The following is a 19,725-nucleotide window of genomic DNA, read 5'->3' as shown; positions in this document are numbered from 1 at the left end:
CGCTTTCGCGAGCAGGCTCGCTCCCACAAGAACCGTGGAGACGGAAGAATATGAGCGACTTCAACACCCTCGAACTGCACAACGACCCACGGGGCTTTGCCACCCTGTGGCTCAACCGTGCGGAAAAGAACAACGCGTTCAACGCCGAAATGATCCGCGAACTGATTCTGGCGCTGGACAAGGTGGCCAGCGATGCCAGCCTGCGTTTCCTGCTGGTGCGCGGGCGTGGCAAGCATTTCAGCGCCGGCGCCGATCTGGCGTGGATGCAGCAATCGGCCGAGCTCGATTACCACACCAACCTCGACGACGCCCGGGAACTGGCGGAGCTGATGTACAACCTCGCCAAGCTGAAAATCCCGACCTTGGCCGTGGTGCAAGGGGCGGCGTTCGGTGGCGCGTTGGGTCTGATCAGTTGCTGCGACATGGCGATTGGCAGCGATGACGCGCAGTTCTGTCTGTCGGAAGTGCGCATCGGCCTGGCCCCGGCGGTGATCAGTCCGTTCGTGGTGCAGGCCATCGGCGAACGGGCTGCGCGTCGCTACGCCCTGACCGCTGAACGTTTCGGCGGGCAGCGTGCGCGGGAAATCGGTTTGTTGTCCGAGAGCTACCCGGCCGCCGAGCTTGATCAAGCGGTCGAACAATGGATCGACAACCTGCTGCTCAACAGTCCCGCCGCGATGCGCGCCAGCAAGGATCTGCTGCGCGAAGTCGGTAACGGCGCGCTGACCCCGGCGCTGCGCCGTTACACCGAAAACGCTATCGCACGTATCCGCGTCAGCCCTGAAGGCCAGGAAGGCTTGCGCGCCTTTCTGCAAAAACGTCCGCCAAGCTGGCAAGCTACAACCACCCCCAAGGAGCCGCGTTGATGAGCGCACCTGTTCTCACCACCCTGCTGGTGGCCAACCGTGGCGAAATCGCTTGCCGGGTCATGCGTACCGCCAAGGCGCTGGGCCTGACCACCGTCGCCGTGCACAGCGCCACCGACCGCGAAGCGCGGCACACCCGGGAAGCGGATGTCCGCGTTGATCTCGGTGGCAGCAAAGCCGCTGACAGCTATTTGCAAATCGACAAACTGATCGCGGCGGCCAAGGCCAGCGGCGCGCAGGCGATTCATCCGGGTTATGGCTTTCTGTCGGAGAATGCCGGCTTTGCCCGCGCCATTGAACAAGCCGGGCTGATTTTCCTCGGTCCACCCGCCTCGGCCATCGACGCGATGGGCAGCAAATCGGCGGCCAAGGCGTTGATGGAAACCGCCGGTGTGCCGCTGGTGCCGGGCTATCACGGCGAGGCGCAGGATCTCGATACCTTCCGCGATGCCTGCGCACGTATTGGCTATCCGGTGCTGCTCAAGGCCACGGCCGGTGGCGGTGGCAAAGGCATGAAAGTGGTCGAGGACGTCAGCCAATTGGCCGAAGCCCTGGCCTCGGCGCAGCGTGAGGCGCAGTCGTCATTCGGCGATTCGCGAATGCTGGTGGAGAAATACCTGCTCAAACCGCGCCACGTGGAAATTCAGGTGTTCGCCGATCAGCATGGCAACTGCCTGTACCTCAACGAGCGTGATTGTTCGATTCAACGCCGGCACCAGAAAGTCGTCGAAGAAGCCCCGGCCCCGGGCCTGACCCCGGAGCTGCGCCGCGCCATGGGCGAAGCGGCGGTGCGTTCGGCGCAGGCGATCGGTTACGTCGGCGCGGGGACCGTGGAGTTCCTGCTGGATGCGCGTGGCGAATTTTTCTTCATGGAGATGAACACGCGCCTGCAAGTCGAGCACCCGGTCACCGAAGCGATCACCGGACTCGATCTGGTGGCGTGGCAGATCCGTGTGGCTCGCGGCGAAGCGTTGCCGATCACCCAGGATCAAGTGCCGCTCAATGGCCATGCGATTGAAGTGCGCCTGTATGCCGAAGACCCGTCGAATGATTTCCTGCCGGCTACCGGGCGTCTGGAGCTTTACCGTGAATCGGCCGCCGGACCGGGGCGTCGGGTCGATAGCGGTGTCGAGCAAGGCGATGAAATTTCGCCGTTCTACGACCCGATGCTCGGCAAGCTGATCGCCTGGGGCGAGGATCGCGAGCAGGCGCGGTTGCGGCTGTTGAGCATGCTCGACGAGTTCGCGATCGGCGGTTTGAAGACCAACATCAACTTCCTGCGGCGGATCATCGCGCATCCAGCGTTTGCTGCTGCGGAGCTGGATACCGGGTTTATTCCGCGTTATCAGGAAACGCTGCTACCTGCTCCGGGTGAACTGAGCGATGAATTCTGGCAGACCGCAGCACAGGCTTTCGCACAGGGTTTGCCGAGCGCTGTTCGGGAAGATGATCCGGGGTCGCCGTGGGCCTTGAACCGAGGTTTGCGCGCGGGCCTGCCGGCGGAAATCACTCTGCACTTGAGCTGCGAGGGTCAGGATCGGGCACTGACGCTGAATAGCGCCAGCAACGCTACGCTGTCCGATGAAGCGCTGGTGGTCGAGCGCGACGGCGTGCGCCGCACCTTGCGCGCCATTCGCCAGGGCGATTCGCTGTACCTGCAATGGGACGGCGAGTTACGGCGTATTCAGACGTATGACCCGATCAGCGCCGTCGACGCCAGCCACAGCCATCAGGGCGGTCTGACTGCGCCCATGAACGGCAGCATCGTGCGGGTGTTGGTGGAGGCCGGGCAATCGGTCGAGGCCGGTGCGCAACTGGTGGTGCTGGAGGCGATGAAGATGGAGCACAGCATTCGCGCGCCCCATGCGGGAGTGATCAAAGCGCTGTATTGCCAGGAAGGCGAAATGGTCAGCGAAGGCAGCGCTTTGGTTGAACTGGAAGCCGTGTAGCCAGAGGATCGATCCTGCGCCGAGCGAGGATCGATCTGACTAGAAACGCGCTGTGGCCTGAACCACTACACCGATGATTCGACACTCATCGGTGAACAAGGCTTTGGGCCAGGTCGGATTGAGCGGTACCAGATAACGCTGGCCGCCCTCTTCGTCCAGCTTGCGAAAGATCGCTTCATCGCAGCCTTGCCACTGGGCGATCACCAGTTTGCCTGGCAGCGCTTCCACCTCCGGGTCAACCAGAATCAGCATGCCCTCGGCAATGCTCTGGCCGGTCGGTGCGGTCATGGAATCCCCCGCCACCGTCAGCCAGAACGCCGCACCACGGGCGTGATAATCCGTCAGTTCGAAGCGCTGCTTGTCCTGCGTCGGAGCATAGGTTGTGGCTGCACTCTCGCGGATTTCGCACGAGGTGGACCAGTCACTGACCGGGTAGCGGAAGTACGGGTTGTACTTCTGTGCCAATGGCATTTCGTCATCCGCCGCTTCCTGCGGTTCACGGATCACCAGCACGACTTCGAGGAAGTCCATGCCCAGCGCCTGCAACACGCGGTTCATTTGGGTGATGCCCGGTTCGCGGCGTTTGTTCAGCCAATGGCCGATGCCGCCCTGGGACATGCCGACGCGCTCTCCGAGCTCTGTTTGAGTGATTTTGAGTTCACTCATCTTGGCCTTGACCAACTCAATCCATTTATCCATGTGCGGCACCTTACTTGCCCCGCCTTCGGCCGGCAAAACACATATTGTAGTATTTAAATTCTGGTCACAACTACGCATCGTACTATCCTGAAAGCACGGACTTCCAATCGAACAAGGAGTGACCCTTCACCATGAATATCAGCAGCAAAGACTTGCCCGATCTGCAAATGGACACCACGCTTACCTCCCCTCAAGGCAACGCAGCAGCGCAGCGAGCGCTGGACTATTACTTGAAACCAGCTGTGTCAGAACCCGAGGTCGATGAGCGTTTTTTTGATGTGAAACGCCATCTGAGCGGCGAGGAGGCGCTGGTGCATGCGTCGGATCTGTTGCGTTGCGCAGCGGCCACCGCCTTCAAGGCAGCCGAAAACCTGCAGGGCGCAAGCCGTGACCTGGCCTTTTCGGTGGTGCATATGGTGGATATGGCGCGAGCGATGGTCGACCATTCGATTGATGGCGAGCAGCTCTGACGAACACGGGAAGTGAGCGGACAGGAAAGAATTTTCCAATCGCGCAGATAAAAACGTTTGACTTGCAAATGATAATGATTATTATTGCAAGCAGCTGGTCGCGAGATCAGTCGATGGACCAGAGACCTTAGGTCGGTCTTCTGGACTATCTCCTCATCAGGCTAATCACGGTTTTTGACCCGGCTTTTTGCCGGGTCTTTTTTTGCCCGTTTTTCGGGCTTATGGCTTCAGGCTAATGAAGTCTTTGGGTGCAGCAAATTCGATGGCGCGGATAATATCAAAAGAATATCGCTTGGCAAGCTTGGCCCGGCCAGATTGGGGCAAACCAATGACAATTAGCACTTGAGAATCAATCGCACAGTCTCTAAGCTGCTTGCGCGTCACGGAAGACGCCCCCCTACCGCAAGCCGCAATTTCCCTCGGTTTCACCTCAGCCTTGCGTGTAAAGTAGCCGCCATAAAAATCATATTCAGGAATCGATTATGACCGTGGCCAAATCTTCGTTCGACATCAGCGCCAACTTCGACAGCGGCAACATCCAAGTCATCGACATCTCCAATCCGCTCAACCCGGTTCTGGCCATCCGCCCGGATACCCGCAGCGCGCATTTTCAGTGGTTCCACTTCAAGGCCAGCGGCCTGCATGTTCATCAAGAGCACTGGTTTCGCCTGGTCAACGCCAGCCAATCCTCCTACAACAAGGCCTGGACCGGCTATCAGGCTGTCGCTTCCTACGACCACGTCAACTGGTTCCGCATTCCCACCAGTTTCGAAGGTGACAGCCTGCGCTTTTGCCTTGAAGCCGAGCAAACCCACGCCTGGTTCGCCTACTTCGAACCCTACAGCCGCGGTCGTCATGACTGGTTGATCGAGCAGGCGCTGACCAAGGCCGGCACCGAACTGCTGGCCACCGGCAAGAGCGTCGAAGGGCGTGACATTCAGTTACTGCGCAAGGGCAGCGGTGCCGAGAGCCAGCGCAAAATCTGGATCATCGCGCAACAGCACCCGGGCGAGCACATGGCCGAATGGTTCATGGAAGGCGTGATCGAGCGCCTGGAACGCCACGACGATCCGGTGCTGAACAGACTGCTGGCCAGCGCCGATTTGTATCTGGTGCCGAACATGAACCCGGACGGCGCCTTCCACGGTCACCTGCGCACCAACGCCATGGGCCAGGATTTGAACCGCGCCTGGCAGAGCGCCAGTCAGGACGTCAGCCCCGAGGTACTTTTCGTACAACAGCAGATGGAAAAGTATGGCGTCGATCTGTTCCTGGACGTACACGGTGACGAGGAAATCCCCCACGTGTTCACCGCCGGTTGTGAAGGCAATCCGGGTTACACGCCGCGCATCGAGCAGCTCGAAGAGCATTTCCGCACGCACCTCAAGCACACCACCAAGGACTTCCAGACCCAGTTCGGCTACACCCGCGACGAACCGGGCCAGGCCAACATGACGCTGGCCTGCAACGCGGTCGGTCAGAAATACGACTGCCTGTCGCTGACCCTGGAAATGCCGTTCAAGGATCACGACGATCATCCGAACAAAGAAACGGGCTGGTCGGGCAAACGCTCGAAACAGTTGGGCAAAGACGTGCTGACCACCATCGCCGACATGGTCGACACCCTGCGCTGATTCCTCCCCGCTCCACCCAAAGATCGCAGCATTGTCTGCGATCTTTTTTTTGCGCGATCAAATGCCATGACCGACAAGGTTGCAAATTAAAACCAGAATGCTTACTTTGATTCGGGTTTTAATTTGAAACCCGAAAAGGAATCAGGGCATGCAACCTCAACCGCTCAAAAGCAGCGTGGTGCTGCTGTTTGCCATTGCCTGTGGTCTGGCCGTGGGCAACGTGTATTACGCGCAACCGCTACTGGACGCCATGGCCGAGGCCTTCGCCATGTCACCGGCAACCATCGGCATCGTCATTACCCTGACGCAGATCGGCTATGGCATCGGTCTGGTATTGCTGGTTCCTCTCGGCGATCTGCTCAACCGACGCCGACTGATCGTCACCCAGACCCTGCTCTCGGCAGTCGCCCTGCTGATGATTGCGCTGGCACCCAACAGTCTGTGGCTGCTGCTCGGCATGTCGTTGACCGGTTTGCTCGCGGTGGTGACGCAAGTGCTGGTGGCCTACGCCGCGACATTGGCCATCCCGGCGCAACGCGGTCGAGTGGTCGGCGTGGTCACCAGCGGCATCGTCGTCGGTATTCTGCTGGCCCGTACCGTGGCCGGTGCCATGGCTGATCTGGCCGGCTGGCGGGCGATTTATCTGTTGTCGGCGGGGCTGACGCTGCTGATGGCGCTACTACTGTTGCGCGTCCTGCCCAGGCGTGAGTCCGCGCAACCGTCCAGCGCTTACGGCGCGCTGATCGTCTCGGTGTTCCGCCTGTTCAAACAAGAGCCGGTGCTGCGCCAACGGGCAATCCTCGCCCTGCTGACCTTCGCCAGCGCCATGGTCCTGTGGACGCCGATGGTACTGCCGCTGGCCGCCCCGCCGCTGTCGTTGTCCCACAGCGAAATCGGCCTGTTCGGACTGGCCGGCGCCGCCGGGGCACTGGCTGCAGCACGCGCCGGACATCTCGCCGATCGCGGTCTGGGCCAATGGGTCAGTGGTGTGTCGCTGCTGCTGATGCTCGCCTCGTGGCTGCCGATCGCCCTCACCCAGTCCTCACTGTGGGCGCTGTTGCTGGGGGTGATCACTCTGGATCTGGGCTTGCAGGCCGTACACGTCACCAGCCAGAGCATGATCTACAGCGTGCGCCCCGAAGCGCAAAGCCGCCTCACTGCCGGCTACATGCTGTTCTATTCGATTGGCAGTGCCGTGGGTTCAATCCTTTCCACGGCGACATACGCGTGGGCCGGCTGGAGCGGCGTGTGCCTGCTCGGCGCCGCTATCAATGCGCTGGCGCTGGGTTACTGGTGGCTGACCCTGAAAAGTGGCGCGCCGCAGCGGTGCGCCACACAGGCCGGTTAATTACGCTGGCGACCGCGCAACATGCTGTCGAGCACTTCGTCGCGGCGCACCCAACCGTGGTACAGCGCCGCCGCCAGGTGTAACAGGACGGTCAGGAACAACAGGTACGCCAGATAACCATGCGCCTTGCGCAACACGGCAAACACCTGCGCATCGGCCGGCAGGATCGACGGCAACTGCAAGGTACTACTGAGCATCACCGGCTCCCCCGACGCACTGACCATCGCCCAACCGAGCAAAGGCAGCACCAGCATCAACGCGTACAACAACACATGCGACGCCTTGGCTGCCATCACCTGCCAACCCGGCAGATCCGCTGGCAGCGGTGGCTGTCGGGTGGAAAAGCGCACCAACAGGCGCACGACCACCAGCAGCAGAATCGCAATCCCCAGCGGTTTATGCAGGTGAATCAGCCATTCATGCCGCTGTGAAACCGAAGTGACCATGCCGGCGCCAATGAACAACATGGCAATGATCATGACCGCCATCAGCCAGTGCAGCAGCCGCGCCAACAGCGCGAAATGAGTCGGTTGCGTGCTCATGGGCGAGCCTCCTGTCTGGCGGCGGGCAATTGGCTGACTTCACTGGTACGCCGCAGGTAGGAATCGGCGTAACCGGCGGAACGCGCAGCGAGCAACGGGTCATCGGAGCCTTCGATACCGGCAGGCAGCACCAGCGGATCGTAATTGATGTCACGGCATTCACCGCTGAGCTGCGGCTGGGTCTTCTCCAGTACCAGCGTGCCGGCGTTGATGACTTTGCGGCCGTCGGGCCAGGTTTTGCTTGCATCGTTCACTGGGTCACCGGGGTTGGCCAAGGTGATGTTCAACTGCCAGCGCAACGGCCCTTCGGCCAGTCGCTGCACCAAATCCTTTTCCAGAAAATCCGCGCCCTCCGGCGCTGTTGCTCCGGCGGCATCGCGCGCCAGTGGCGTGACGCTCCAGCGCACCGCCTGCTTCTGCCCACTGGCGCTGACCAGATAGAACGCATTCACGCTGTTGTAGGTTTCGGTGGCATAGCTGGCCGAGGGTTTGGCGGTCTTCACCCACGTCAGGAACGGCACGGCTTCCGGGTGCGCGGCGAAGAATGCCGGCACCTTCGACGGGTCCGGTTTGCCCGTGACCGGATCCGGCGACTGCGCCTGCTGCAATTGATAGAACGCTTCGGGCGTGCCGACCGGGAACACCGGCATGCTGTTCATCCCGGTGCGCCATTGCTGACCGTTGGCCTGACTGAAACGCAGCGCCAGACTGCGAATCGGCACGCTGCTGTCCGGGGCGTAGGGATTGCCCGCCGGCAATGCGAAGCGCCCGACCACCGGAGTCCGCGCCTCGTTGAACACCTGCGCGGCAGAAAACGCCCGCGCCTCGCCGCTGCTCTCGAAATGCCCGATCACGCATACGCCTTTGGCGTGGTTGCGACGGAACCCGGGATGCACGCCGTTGTTTTTCTCCAGCACATCGACCAGCGCCTTGGGCGTCAGACGTTGTGGGTCAAGGTTACCGTGCACGTAGGCAAACGCCCCGGCGACAGCGGCAACCACCACGGCAATCGCCGTCAGACGCAACACTGTGCTCGCGGCACTCAAGGGTGGGCGCGACGGCCTGCCCGGCGGTGAAGTGCGATCAACCATGAATAACTCCAGGGCCATCGGCCACAAGTAGGAAGAATCAGCAAGACGCACCCCAGCGGGATTTATTCCATGGCCCGGTATTTATTTTTCCGAACGTGGAATAACCTCGAACGGCGGACGTCTCCCTAGTCCACAGCGTAGTGACTGGCAGAAACTCATGAGCGAAATCGACGAACAGTTGAGAGAAATCATTCCCAGATTGCGCCGCTTTGCCGTGTCGTTGACCCGCAACAGCAGCAGCGCCGACGATCTGGTGCAAGCCAGCCTTGAACGGGCCTTGTCCGGCTGGAGCAGCAAACGCGCCGAGGGCGACGTGCGTGCATGGCTGTTCGCAATCCTCTATCGGCAGTTTCTCGACGCCCATCGGCGCTCCCGTCGTTATGCGCGGATGCTCGAATTCTTCACCGGTCGCGATGACGCCGAGCCCTCGACCGAGCGCACGGTGATCGCCCAATCGACCCTGCAAGCCTTCGATCGCCTGCCTGATGAACAGCGAGCCCTGCTGTTGATGGTTTCGGTGGAAGGCTTGAGCTACAAGGAAGTCGCGCAAATCCTTAACGTCCCCAGCGGCACGGTGATGTCGCGTCTGTCCCGCGCTCGTCAGGCCTTGCGCCAGCTCAGCGACGGCGAAATCAGCAGCCCTTCCTTGCGGATACTCAAATGATCAGCATGCCCCCCAGCGAACGCGACCTGCACGCGTACGTCGATCACCAACTCAACGAAGCCGACCGGCGCGTCCTCGACGCCTGGCTGGCCAATCATCCGGACACCGCCGCACAGGTTCGCGCCTGGCAGCAGGATGCCCAACAATTGCGCGCTGCGCTGGGCGGTGCGTTGCAACAACCGACGAATCCGCAGTTGGATCCCGCGCAGATTCGCCAGCGTCTCAAGCGTCAATCACGGCGTCACCTGGCCAGCGCTGCAGTGTTGCTGATCGCGGTCGGCCTCGGTGGTTTCAGTGGCTGGCAGGCGCGGGAAATGACCCTCGTGAGGTCTTCGATGTTGCCGATGACCGACGCCTTGCAGGCCTATCGACTGATTGCACAGCAGGGAATATTGCCGGCAGACTACAAAGTCGACACTGACGGCGACATGCAGCATTGGCTCGACCGCTATTTCACTCAGGCCAGTCGCTTGCCGGATCTGAAATCCGCCGGCTTCGAACCGGTCAGCGGCCGTCTGCTCAGCACCGACGAAGGTCCGGCGGCGATGGTGATGTATGAGGATCGCAGCGGTCACAAGGTCAGTTTCTACGTGCGGCCACCGGGGCCGAAAAACACCTTTCTGCCACGCGGCAGCCGCAGCGACGGCGATCTGCAGGCCGATTACTGGTCCGGCGGCGGGTACAATTATGCGATGGTCAGCCCGACAGACTCGCCGGCGGCGCAGCAATTGAAACAATCAATACAATTCTGAAAGCCCCACTGTAGGAGCTGCGGCACGCTGCGATCTTTTGACCTTGATGTTAAAAATCAAAAGATCGCAGCGTGCCGCAGCTCCTACAGGGGACTGTGTTGGGTCAGAAACCCACGTCGAGCACCACATTGTCCAGGTAAGTCCCCGCCGGCGGCGTGGTCTGGTCGGTGTAGATTTTCGCGTTGTAATTGAAGATCTGGCTCCCGGTGCCCAGACCATTTCCTGGATTGACCTCGGCGTCAGTGCTCGACCGGCGCGCACTGCCGACACTGCCCCAACGAGTAGTCCCGGCGCTTTTGAAGATGTCGTAGGCCAGATAGTTGCTCCCGGAAATCATCCGCCGCCGGCCGCCGACACTGGCCGGGTTCTGCCCGTCGCTCAAACCGACGGTGTAGGCGCTGCCCTTGGTGCAGGCCAGATTGATCGTCTGCCCGGTCACCGGAGTAAAGGCGCTGATCACCGGCGCGCTGCCAAAGGCAATGTTTGGCGCGGTAATCGTGCAGTCGTTGGACACGGTCAGGTTCACTGTCAACGTCGCCGTACCGCTGTTGATGTCGCGCCCCAGGCAAATACTGCCGGCACCGATCCCGGAGCAGTAATTCCAGTTCCAGAAAATACTCAGGGTTTCCGTGTAGACCCCGGCGGCAACGTTGCTGCCAATAGTCGTGCTCAGGTACAGCGGCACGGTTTTCGGGGTGGTGCCGTTGAGCAGGCCCAAGGCGTCGATGATGCCATTGCGGGCGAAGTCGAAGGCGGTGCCGCGGGTCACCGGGTAGCTGGTGCTATTGTTGGCGTAGATCGTGTAGCCGATGACATCGCCGGTCGGCCCGAGCAAGCCGCTCTGGGTCGAGGTGATGGTGGCGTAAAAGTGATCATTGCTGGTCAGCAGGGTCAGCAGCGAACCCGTACAACTCAACCCGGCGTTAAGCGTGGAACTGGGCTGCGTCGTGGTGCGCACGGCAATCGAACTGATCGAACCGAACGCCGCCGCAGTGGTATTGACCACCGAACACAAGGCCTGTGCCGCCCCAGGCAGCAGTAGCGCCAGACACAGGCAAATCCGCGCCGCGTTCATTGGCACACCAACGGGCCGATCAGCGGCACTTGGCTTTGCTGCATATCCACGTCGAATTGCGTCTTGCAGGTCTTGCCGTCCGCCAGCGTCACCAACAACGAGTTCTGTGCCTGCAGGTTTTCCAGGTAGACCAGGCCATCCCAGCCAACCACCGTGTGCGCCCCGCTTTGCTCGTGCAACACGCCCGCGCCCAACGGCAGTTCACGTTGCTGCGCGTCCACCAGCACGATACTCGCAGCGATCACCCGACTCAGTGGAAACTCCAGCAAATAACCGCTGCCCCGGCGCACGGCGATGCGCTGCTCGACGTTGGGGCTGCGCACGTTGGCCGGCAGGTTCAGCGGATCGATTTCATATTTGCCGCGGTAATAGGCGCTGCTCCAAGGCACCAGCAGATGGCCGTTCTTGTCGGTTTGACCGACCTGTTGGTTTTCGTAGCGCACTGGAATGTCGGCAAAGCCGTCGGTACTGACCACCACAAATGCATCGTCGATACGATTGGCCGCGAACACCTGGCGATCCATCCACACCAGCGAGCCACTGGCATCAGCCCAACGGGTTTCGGCGTCTGAAGTGCCGTAGACCCCGGCCTGCAATTGCACCGATTGCAGACGCCAGGTCAGGTCGGCCTGACGATAATCGGGGCCATCACCCTCGGCGTAACCCAGATTGAATCCGACCCCGCCCTCGGTCGGCACCGAACGACTGTAATTGACCCGCTGCTGACTCTGCCCGGTCTTGCTGCGCTCGCTGCTGATCGCCAGGCTGCCGCGCAGATCGAACGGAATCACCAGTTGCGCCTGCACCGCCCAGTGGCTGTCGCCGATCTCGCGGTTGGCTGACAGATAGAAGCTGCTGTTGCGCCACAACGGCTTGCTCCAGCTCAGGTTGAGCAGGCGCGTGCGCGAATCGTCCGCCGCGCGCACGTCGAAATAGCCGGCACCGAGGCTGCCCCAACGGTCGAGGTTGACACTCAGGGTCGCCTGCTCGCTGCGCCGGCTGAGGCTGATGTAAGGCGTGTCGATCACACTCAGGTCGGCGTATTGGTCGCGGCGTTGCAAGCGTTGCCAGGAAAAACTGTAGCGCTGGCTGCTGTACTGATAACCGAGGCTGAACTGGTTGCCCCCCTCGCCTTCGAAACGGCTCTGACTGATGGCGCTGTTGAGCACGCCGAAATTGCCCAGGCGCAGGTTGCCGCCGATGCCGCCGAGGGTCAGCGAATCCGCCGCTTCGGCATGGCTTTCCAGAGTAAAGCTGTCACTTACGCCGTAGCGCAGGCTGCCAGAGGTGACACCGGTGCCGTAGCTGAAGTCCTTCAAACCATAATCGCGGCGCAACGTACCGGCAGCCACGGAAAAATCGCTCAGGCCTTTTTGCAGCAAACTGCTGGTGACATAGAACGGCACCGTCGTCGACACTTGCCGCCCCAGCGCATCGGTGGTCACCACCACCGCCTCCCCGGCGCCGTTGATGAACGGAATGTTGGTCAGGGTATACGGCCCCGGTTGCAGGTCGTTGCTGCTGGACTTGTAGCCGTTGATAAACAGATCTACCGAGGACGGCACCGCCGCTTCCCCGGCGAACTGCGGCAAGGGATAGGTCACCAGATCCGGACGCACGGCAAAGTCCCGCGAGAACTGCACACCGCCCAGACGCACCGAGTTGCTCCAGGGCAAGGCGCCGCTGATCACGTCGCCGCCTTCGTAGGTGAGCATTCGCTCGTCATCCGAGTAACGCCAGGTGGTGTCGTAGCGCAGATAGCCGTTGTCCAGCGTACTGAGCGAATCGCCGGACAAGGTGCGCCGGTACTGCCCGGTGTTGGACAGGGTGCCCCAGCCGTCGAACAGCCGCAGCTCGTTCCAGGCCGCCAGATAGGTGCCGGCGTCGTCGGTATCGTTGAGGTACAGGTCATAATTGAACAGCGCACCGAAGCTGCTCAGCGCCGGAGTGCGCGGATAGTTCTCGCGATTGCCGATGAACTGGTCCGGCAGCCACTGCGGCGGAACATCCAGCAGCAGGCGCTGACCGACACTGTCGTACTCGCTGTGCAGTCCCGGCAGGCCGTCAAGATCGACTTCGTCAGCACTACCGTCAGGCAGTTTCATCCCGGTTTCGCGTAATGCGCTGGCCGGCAGAAACAGATGCCCGTCACGCTGCTGTACCGCCACCACCCGCCCGGTGTTCATCTGATTGACCACCAACTCCAGAAACAACTGTGCATCACTGCCGGCCTCCATGCCGCTGGGAGGCGGCGGCAATTCGCCGGCCCCGGTGGGTTGCACGACCATCAGGCACCACGCGCCAGTCATCAGCCACAACGGACGCTGAATACGACGAGCCCATCCTGAGCTCATACACGTTTTACGTCCGTCAATGGACTGAATCCTCCTGATGCCACTATTGCCAAAGCCAGTTATCTTTCTCTGGAATTTTGACGACACGATGTAATCATTGTGGCGAGGGAGCTTGCTCCCGCTCGGCGGCGCAGCCGTCGTCAGAACTGTTTGAGCGGACTACCTGACACGGCTTGGGGCTGCTTCGCAACCCAGCGGGAGCAAGCTCCCTCGCCACTAAAGTCCACTCGGCATGGCTCCTTTTTCAGCGCTCCGGCGCAATGCTCTGCACCTGCGCCCCGCCATTGACCCGCACCTGCAGCGCCGACTCGCTCGCCAAGGGGCCCGGTGCCGGCCAGCGCATCACCGCCCCCGGCAGCACGTAACCCAACAGGCCCTCGGCCAACGGCTTGCTTTGCCCGCCCTGTTTGATCGCCACGTCAGTCAGCCGCGCATGCACTGCGCCCTGATTGCGCACTTCGACATACGGCCGGCCATCCACCGCCACCGTGCGCCAGCTCAATTGCGGCAGCCCCACGCCTTTGGGATCGCGCGGCCGCGTGCTGTCCTCCTTGCTCCACAGCCCCGCGCCGTAGGCAAACAGCGGCACCGAATAACGCATCTGGAAGCGAATCGCCGCCGCCGTTTTGCCGCCCTCGGCAGCCGGTGGCTGAGCGCCAGGGATTTCGTCGATGATGATCCGGTAAGCCAGTTCCTGTCCCGGCGGCACATCCTTGGTTCGGGTCAGGCGCACCAGTTGTTTCTGGCCCGGTTCGATCTTCGCCACCGGCGGGCTGCCGATCACGTCGCGCTGGTTCTGGTATTGCTCTTCAAAGCCGCTCTGGCTCCAGCCGAACACACGGATCTGCAGGTTGGCGGTTTCCGTGCCGCGGTTCTCCAGCCACAACGCACTGGCCTGTTGATCGGCCTCCAGCACCGGATCGATCGGCCAGATCAGCACCGAACTGGCGGCCTGCGCATTGCCAGCCCCAAGCATCATCAGCGCCAGCAACACGCGCTGCGCAACCGAATGCCGTGAAGTCACTGCCCCCATGAACCTGCTCCTTGTCGGCCATTCAAACGTCGCCTCACCACGACAGTTGCACCTGCAACACGTCGCTGTACGTCCCCCCAGGCTGATTGCCCGGCAACTGCACCTGCCCGTAAATCGGCAGGCTGATGTTGTTCGCATCGCTGTAAGCCACCGCCACGCTCTGACTGATGCCCAGGCTCTGGCTGTAAGCCGCATCGCGAAACAGCGCGTACGCCACCCGCGCACTGCCGCTGTTGAGCTGCATATGCCGACCACTGCTGTTGTACTGGCCGCCATCGACGCTCATGTTCAGCGTCACGCCCGGTGTGCATTGCAACTGCACGCCACCGGTCAGCGCCACTTGCACCGTGCCGGTGCCCAGAGCCGAACTCGTACCGAAATTCAGCCCACCGTAATTCGAGACACCGCCCACCACCAGGCACCCCGGGGTGATGGTGGCGCTGACCTGAAAGCTCTGGCTGGTGGCGGCCCCCAGTGGCAGCGGCACACTGCCCGCACAGAGCAGGAGCAGCGCGGCACAGCCTTGGCGGCGCATGGCATCAGAACGTCAGTTCGACAGCGACGGTGTCGGTGTACGTGCCCGCCGGCAAACCGGCCTTGCCCACCGCCTGACCATAGATATTCACCGTCTGCGCCACGCCGGTGCTGGTCGCCAGGTTGATCGTGCCGTCAATCGGCAGCAGCTGCGAATGCCCGGCATCGGTATAGAAATCGTACGGCACGTAGTTGGCGACACCGTCGTACAACGCACGTGCGCCGCCCGGCGATTGACCGTCGTGGGCGCCGGCGCGCACCTTGACCACCGGCGTGGTGCCGCTCGAGCAAAGAATCGACAGCGCCCCGCCACCACCGCCCAACACTTGCCCGCTGGCGGTGGTAAACAGGCTGTTGGCAGTACCGAAGTTCAGCGCACCGAAGTTCAGCCCGGTGGAGCCACCGGCGCCATTGACCTGACAACTGCTGATCAGGGTCAGGCTGGCGGTGATCTGGCCGGTGACCGTGGTGGCGGCGTGGGCACTGGAAACCAGCGTCAGGCCGAGCAACGACAAACCTATCCTTGATGCAAACGTGCGCATGGTGTCCGTCCTCTACGGGTTACCAGTCGAGCGTCACCGTCAGCGTGTCGGTATAGACACCTGCCGGTACCGCGCGGGTATTCGCCACCACCGTGCCAAAGACCGGAATCGGTATCTGCGCACCGCTGGTGACAGCGAAATTGTGTTGTTGGCCGATGCTGTAGCGTTGGCTGCCGGAGGCATCCAGGAACAGTTGATAAGGCAGGGTCTGGCGTCCGTTGCTCAGGCGGCGGGTGGTACCGTCGCCGTGGGTGCCGCCGTCGATGGTGACCGTGAAACCGGTGACCGAGGGATTGCAGGCCACATTCAGCTTGCCGCTGCTATCGCCGTCGAGACTGGCCTTGATGGGCGAAGTCCAGGTCGGCCCCTGCTGACCGAAATCAAGGGTGCCCAGATTGCTCACCGGGATCGCCGGGGTGGCGCTGTTGGTGACTTCGCACCCGGCGATCAGGATCAGTCGCGCGTTGATCTGCCCGCTGATCGCCGCCTGTGCGTCGTCAGCAAGCAACAGCAGCGTACCCGTGGCGATGACCATCCAGTGCTTGCCTGTCATTGCGTCCGTCCCTACTCCTTCAGGATGCTTGCGTCTCCCGCGTTCAGCATTGAACGCCCCTTCCCTGCGCAGCCCGCCTCCAGCGGATTGCCTGAAATCCTGCACTCACCAGGTCACGGTGACCTTCACCAGATCCGAATAACGCCCGACCTGTGGCATCTGGGCCAGACGCTCGATCCGCGCATACAGCGGCAGCTCCACGGTGCCGCTGTCCGGCACCCGACCGCTGACCGGCACGTTCACCATCAACGGCACCCGGCGCGCCGCGTCCTGAAACAGGTGGTACGGAATCGGCTTGCTCCCGGCCGCTCCCGCCATGTAGCGAACCTCACCGACGCCGCCGTGCAGGCCACCGTCGACACGCAACTGATAAGGTGTGTCGGGGTTGCACTCCAGGCGTGGCAACCGGTGGTTGGTCAGCGCCGCGCCCAAGGGCCCGGCCGGATCATCGAGGCGCGCGGTGTTGCCGAAATCCAGCACGCCCAGTTGTTCGATACCCGACTCGCGCTGCTGGCCGATCAATTGGCAACCACGCATCACGTCAACGCGGACTTCAACCTGAAGATCCGCCGCATATACCGCGCTCCCAAGCACCCCGAGCAGGCCCACCATCACACGTGCAATCACGGTCCCATTCCTTGGCAGGGAACATTCGGATGACGTTACTGTGTTTCAGGTTAGCAACAGTCGACGAATCCGCCAGTCGATTGGATCCATGGATCTTCCGGGATATGTTTCGAAAGGTTGGCAATACAACGAATTACATCGCTGCAAATAGCTGTACGTTCCACACAATGTTGTTCAGTAATCGCCCATTGTCGACAAGCCGCCATGGAGCCTGACGCCGCCTCTGGTTACACTACGGCGCCGCGCTCCCGGGCGCCGGCCTGATGACTACGGAGTGACTGCACTGTGCCCTCTCGAGCGCCCAAACGATCGCCACTGACCCAACGCTGGTCGGCGCTGCGCCGCTGGTTCGCCAAGGGCCGGCCAGCCAGTGCCGGGCATGACGCCACTGCCCGCTCGATCCACGAATACTTCCGGCACAAGGCTCACAGCCAGGGTTACACCCTCAGCCACAGCCAGCAGCGGGTGATCGATTGCATGGCACAACAAGCCAGCCTGTTGTTCGGTGCCAGGCCGCAAACGCCGCCGAGTCTGTACCTGCATGGTGCGGTCGGACGCGGCAAGAGCTGGCTGCTCGAAGGCTTTTTTCAGGCCCTGCCCACCGCGCAGAAACAGCGCGTGCATTTCCATGAATTCTTCGCCCGATTGCATCAGGGCATGTTCGAGCATCGCGAACAGGACGATGCCCTCGGCGTCACCCTCGATGAACTGTTACACGACTGCCGGGTGCTGTGTTTCGACGAGTTTCATGTGCATGACATCGGCGATGCCATGCTCATCACCCGGCTGTTCAACGCCTTGTTTCAGCGCGGCATTGTGTTGCTGGTGACCTCCAACTATCCGCCGGAGGGCTTGCTGCCTAACCCGCTCTATCACGCGCGTTTCAAACCGGTGATCGACTTGATCAACGCACGCATGCACGTGATGGAGGTCGGCGGCCCCCACGATTACCGCAGTCAGGCGAGCAATCATGCGCACCAGGTCTTCACTCAAGGCCATTATGTGTGGCCGGCCACAGCGCCCCAGCGCCAGGCGCTGAATCTGCCGCCCGAGGGTGCGCCAGCCATGGCTCTGCCGGTGGGCAGCCGCCACATTCAGGCACGCCTGTGCGAGGGTCGCCGGGTGGCTTTCAGCTTCAACGATTTGTGCGAGCAACCGACGGCGGTGATGGATTATCTGGAACTGTGTCGGCGTTTCGACCAGTGGATCATCGACGACCTGCCGGAACTGGACGAACGCTCGATCGCCGCGCAACAGCGCTTCATCAACCTGATCGACGTGCTTTACGACCAGGACAAACACCTGACCCTGCTCAGCCGCTTGCCGTTGCGCGAGACCCTGAGCGGCAACGCCATCGATCTGGCCCGCACCCGCAGCCGTCTGGGGCAATTGCAGGAAATCCACTGACCCACTCAAGTCCCTTGTGGGAGCGAGCCTGCTCGCGAATGCGTCTTGTCAGTCAGTATTTCGCCAACTGACACTCCGCCTTCGCGAGCAGTCTCGCTCCCACGGGAATTAGAGGGGCTTGCAGGTCAGATCAATGCAAACCCAGGCTTTGCCGTTATCATGTCGCCCATTCCGAGCGCCCGGCGCTTCTTCATTTGATAGTGAACCTGCACATGCACACCCTTGCTCAATTGCGCGCCGGCGAGTTGTCGGGCATTACCCGGCTGGACCTGTCCTGCGGCCTGACCGAGTTTCCCCGGGAAATTTTCGAGCTGGCCGATACGCTGGAGGTGCTCAATCTCAGCGGCAATGCCTTGAGCAGCCTGCCGGACGACCTGCATCGGCTGACCCGCATGCGCATTCTGTTCTGCTCGGACAACCACTTTACCGAGGTGCCGGAGTGCGTCGGCCAATGTGCAGCGCTGACGATGATCGGCTTCAAGGCCAACCGCATCCGCCACGTGCCGGGCGCTGCATTGCCGCCGCTGCTGCGCTGGTTGATCCTGACCGACAACTGCATCGACACCCTGCCCAGCGAACTGGGCGAGCGCCCGCACCTGCAAAAGTTGCTGCTGGCCGGCAATCGCCTGCAAGCGCTGCCGGCGTCGATGAGCCAGTGCCACCGTCTGGAGCTGATCCGCATCGCGGCCAACCAGTTGCGTGAACTGCCGCAGTGGCTGCTGACCCTGCCGAGCCTGACCTGGCTGGCGTATGCCGGCAATCCGCTGGAAACCGAAGCCGACGCCGCCGCGCTGGAGGCTACGCCGCAGATCGACTGGTCGACGCTGCGTCTGCAACAGCGTTTGGGCGAAGGCGCTTCCGGGGTGATTTTTCGGGCACAGTGGCAACGTAGCGCAGACTCGTCAGTGCCGGTCGCGGTGAAGCTGTACAAAGGCGAGATGACCAGCGACGGTTCGCCGCTGCACGAGATGAACGCCTGCATCACCGCCGGCCTGCACCCGAACCTGATCCGCGTGGAAGGCCGTGTTCACGGTCACCCTGACGGGCAACACGGGTTGGTGATGCAACTGATCGACCCGAGCTTTCGCAATCTGGCGGCGTTGCCGAGCCTGGCGAGCTGCTCGCGGGATGTGTATGCCGAGGACTGCCGCTTCAGTGCCGAAGTGGCGCTGAACATTGCCAAGGGCATCGCTTCGGCAGCCGAACACTTGCATCAACACGGCATCACCCACGGCGACCTCTACGGACACAACATTCTGTTGAACGATCAGGGCGACTGCTTGCTGGGGGATTTCGGCGCGGCATCATTCCATGCCACCACGGACAATCTGGAAACCCGCGCGCTGCAACGCATCGAAGTGCGGGCGTTCGGGGTTTTGCTGGGGGAATTGCTGGCGCGCATCGACTCAGGGCTGAGTGCCGAGCGGCGCGAAGTGCTGCAAGCGCTGGAACAGCGTTGCTGTCAGCCGGATGTGCTGGCGCGACCGGGGTTTGGCGAAGTGATTCAGGTATTGCACACACACTGACAAAAAGATCGCAGCCTGCGGCAGCTCCTACAGGGTTATGTGTACACCTGTAGGAGCTG

At 61.8% G+C, this 19,725-nt stretch carries 20 protein-coding genes; 9 read left to right on the top strand and 11 right to left on the bottom strand.

The features are described from left to right. Positions 1-50 precede the first annotated feature (50 nt). Both ACM6HV_RS04100 and ACM6HV_RS04095 read left to right on the top strand, forming a co-directional pair. Positions 51-866, top strand: coding sequence for a gamma-carboxygeranoyl-CoA hydratase (locus ACM6HV_RS04100; RefSeq protein ID WP_414903578.1), 816 nt, complete (start codon positions 51-53; stop codon positions 864-866). Beyond that, positions 866-2,815: an acetyl/propionyl/methylcrotonyl-CoA carboxylase subunit alpha gene (locus ACM6HV_RS04095; protein ID WP_414903577.1), complete on the top strand. Its 1,950-nt coding sequence runs from the start codon at positions 866-868 to the stop codon at positions 2,813-2,815. Before ACM6HV_RS04100 ends, ACM6HV_RS04095 begins: the two co-directional genes overlap by 1 nt. A 39-nt stretch (positions 2,816-2,854) precedes the next feature. On the opposite strand, the gene ACM6HV_RS04090 is transcribed toward ACM6HV_RS04095, so the two are convergent. Further along, positions 2,855-3,514 (bottom strand): LexA family protein, encoded by a 660-nt coding sequence (locus ACM6HV_RS04090; protein WP_086794635.1) that lies wholly within the window; start codon positions 3,512-3,514, stop codon positions 2,855-2,857. A 131-nt stretch (positions 3,515-3,645) separates the two neighbouring features. On the opposite strand from ACM6HV_RS04090, the gene ACM6HV_RS04085 reads away from it, so the two are divergent. After that, a complete protein-coding gene (locus ACM6HV_RS04085; protein WP_414903576.1) occupies positions 3,646-3,984 on the top strand; it encodes a DUF6124 family protein in 339 nt (112 codons plus the stop codon). A gap of 219 nt (positions 3,985-4,203) precedes the next feature. On the opposite strand, the gene ACM6HV_RS04080 is transcribed toward ACM6HV_RS04085, so the two are convergent. Further along, entirely contained in the window at positions 4,204-4,368 is a 165-nt protein-coding gene (locus ACM6HV_RS04080) for a hypothetical protein (protein ID WP_186448491.1), read from the bottom strand. Between the two features lie 98 nt (positions 4,369-4,466). Here ACM6HV_RS04080 and ACM6HV_RS04075 point away from each other — a divergent pair, with 98 nt between their 5' ends. Next, a complete protein-coding gene (locus ACM6HV_RS04075; RefSeq protein WP_414903575.1) occupies positions 4,467-5,618 on the top strand; it encodes a M14-type cytosolic carboxypeptidase in 1,152 nt (383 codons plus the stop codon). Positions 5,619-5,766: 148 nt separating this feature from the next. Beyond that, the gene (locus tag ACM6HV_RS04070; protein WP_414903574.1) at positions 5,767-6,966 is read left to right on the top strand and encodes an MFS transporter; all 1,200 of its coding nucleotides are present in this window, start codon (positions 5,767-5,769) and stop codon (positions 6,964-6,966) included. Here the strand turns inward: ACM6HV_RS04070 and ACM6HV_RS04065 are convergent. Both ACM6HV_RS04065 and ACM6HV_RS04060 read right to left on the bottom strand, forming a co-directional pair. Next, complete coding sequence (locus tag ACM6HV_RS04065) at positions 6,963-7,508, bottom strand: cytochrome b (RefSeq protein ID WP_414903573.1); 546 nt, start codon at positions 7,506-7,508, stop codon at positions 6,963-6,965. The genes ACM6HV_RS04070 and ACM6HV_RS04065 overlap by 4 nt on opposite strands. Next, positions 7,505-8,599 (bottom strand): catalase family peroxidase, encoded by a 1,095-nt coding sequence (locus ACM6HV_RS04060; protein ID WP_041068765.1) that lies wholly within the window; start codon positions 8,597-8,599, stop codon positions 7,505-7,507. Before ACM6HV_RS04060 ends, ACM6HV_RS04065 begins: the two co-directional genes overlap by 4 nt. Positions 8,600-8,756: 157 nt before the next feature. Here ACM6HV_RS04060 and ACM6HV_RS04055 point away from each other — a divergent pair, with 157 nt between their 5' ends. Then, positions 8,757-9,263, top strand: coding sequence for an RNA polymerase sigma factor (locus ACM6HV_RS04055; protein ID WP_414903572.1), 507 nt, complete (start codon positions 8,757-8,759; stop codon positions 9,261-9,263). Further along, on the top strand, positions 9,260-10,015 hold the full coding sequence (locus tag ACM6HV_RS04050; RefSeq protein ID WP_414903571.1) for an anti-sigma factor family protein: 756 nt from the start codon (positions 9,260-9,262) through the stop codon (positions 10,013-10,015). The genes ACM6HV_RS04055 and ACM6HV_RS04050 overlap by 4 nt, the downstream gene beginning before the upstream one ends. Before the next feature lie 103 nt (positions 10,016-10,118). Here ACM6HV_RS04050 and ACM6HV_RS04045 read toward each other — a convergent pair whose 3' ends face one another. The 7 genes from ACM6HV_RS04045 to ACM6HV_RS04015 all read right to left on the bottom strand — a co-directional run bounded on the left by ACM6HV_RS04045 (position 10,119) and on the right by ACM6HV_RS04015 (position 16,718). Then, entirely contained in the window at positions 10,119-11,090 is a 972-nt protein-coding gene (locus ACM6HV_RS04045) for a spore coat U domain-containing protein (RefSeq protein ID WP_145596583.1), read from the bottom strand. Continuing rightward, positions 11,087-13,444, bottom strand: coding sequence for a fimbria/pilus outer membrane usher protein (locus ACM6HV_RS04040; RefSeq protein ID WP_414903570.1), 2,358 nt, complete (start codon positions 13,442-13,444; stop codon positions 11,087-11,089). Before ACM6HV_RS04040 ends, ACM6HV_RS04045 begins: the two co-directional genes overlap by 4 nt. 244 nt (positions 13,445-13,688) lie before the next feature. Next, positions 13,689-14,477, bottom strand: a complete 789-nt coding sequence (locus tag ACM6HV_RS04035) for a molecular chaperone (RefSeq protein WP_414903569.1) — start codon at positions 14,475-14,477, stop codon at positions 13,689-13,691. 34 nt (positions 14,478-14,511) lie between these two features. Then, a complete protein-coding gene (locus tag ACM6HV_RS04030; protein WP_041068749.1) occupies positions 14,512-15,012 on the bottom strand; it encodes a spore coat U domain-containing protein in 501 nt (166 codons plus the stop codon). 4 nt (positions 15,013-15,016) lie between these two features. Beyond that, positions 15,017-15,553 (bottom strand): spore coat U domain-containing protein, encoded by a 537-nt coding sequence (locus tag ACM6HV_RS04025; RefSeq protein WP_007961145.1) that lies wholly within the window; start codon positions 15,551-15,553, stop codon positions 15,017-15,019. Positions 15,554-15,572: 19 nt separating this feature from the next. Continuing rightward, a complete protein-coding gene (locus ACM6HV_RS04020) occupies positions 15,573-16,106 on the bottom strand; it encodes a spore coat U domain-containing protein (RefSeq protein ID WP_041068745.1) in 534 nt (177 codons plus the stop codon). 105 nt (positions 16,107-16,211) lie between these two features. After that, positions 16,212-16,718, bottom strand: coding sequence for a spore coat U domain-containing protein (locus tag ACM6HV_RS04015; protein ID WP_414903599.1), 507 nt, complete (start codon positions 16,716-16,718; stop codon positions 16,212-16,214). 300 nt (positions 16,719-17,018) lie between these two features. On the opposite strand from ACM6HV_RS04015, the gene zapE reads away from it, so the two are divergent. Then, on the top strand, positions 17,019-18,140 hold the full coding sequence (gene zapE / locus ACM6HV_RS04010) for a cell division protein ZapE (RefSeq protein WP_414903568.1): 1,122 nt from the start codon (positions 17,019-17,021) through the stop codon (positions 18,138-18,140). 212 nt (positions 18,141-18,352) lie between these two features. Further along, complete coding sequence (locus ACM6HV_RS04005) at positions 18,353-19,666, top strand: leucine-rich repeat-containing protein kinase family protein (RefSeq protein ID WP_414903567.1); 1,314 nt, start codon at positions 18,353-18,355, stop codon at positions 19,664-19,666. Positions 19,667-19,725 lie beyond the last annotated feature (59 nt).

Source organism: Pseudomonas sp. IT-P260 (genome assembly GCF_949768395.1).
Classification (GTDB): domain Bacteria; phylum Pseudomonadota; class Gammaproteobacteria; order Pseudomonadales; family Pseudomonadaceae; genus Aquipseudomonas; species Aquipseudomonas parakoreensis.
This window is presented reverse-complemented; position numbering and strand designations above follow the sequence as displayed.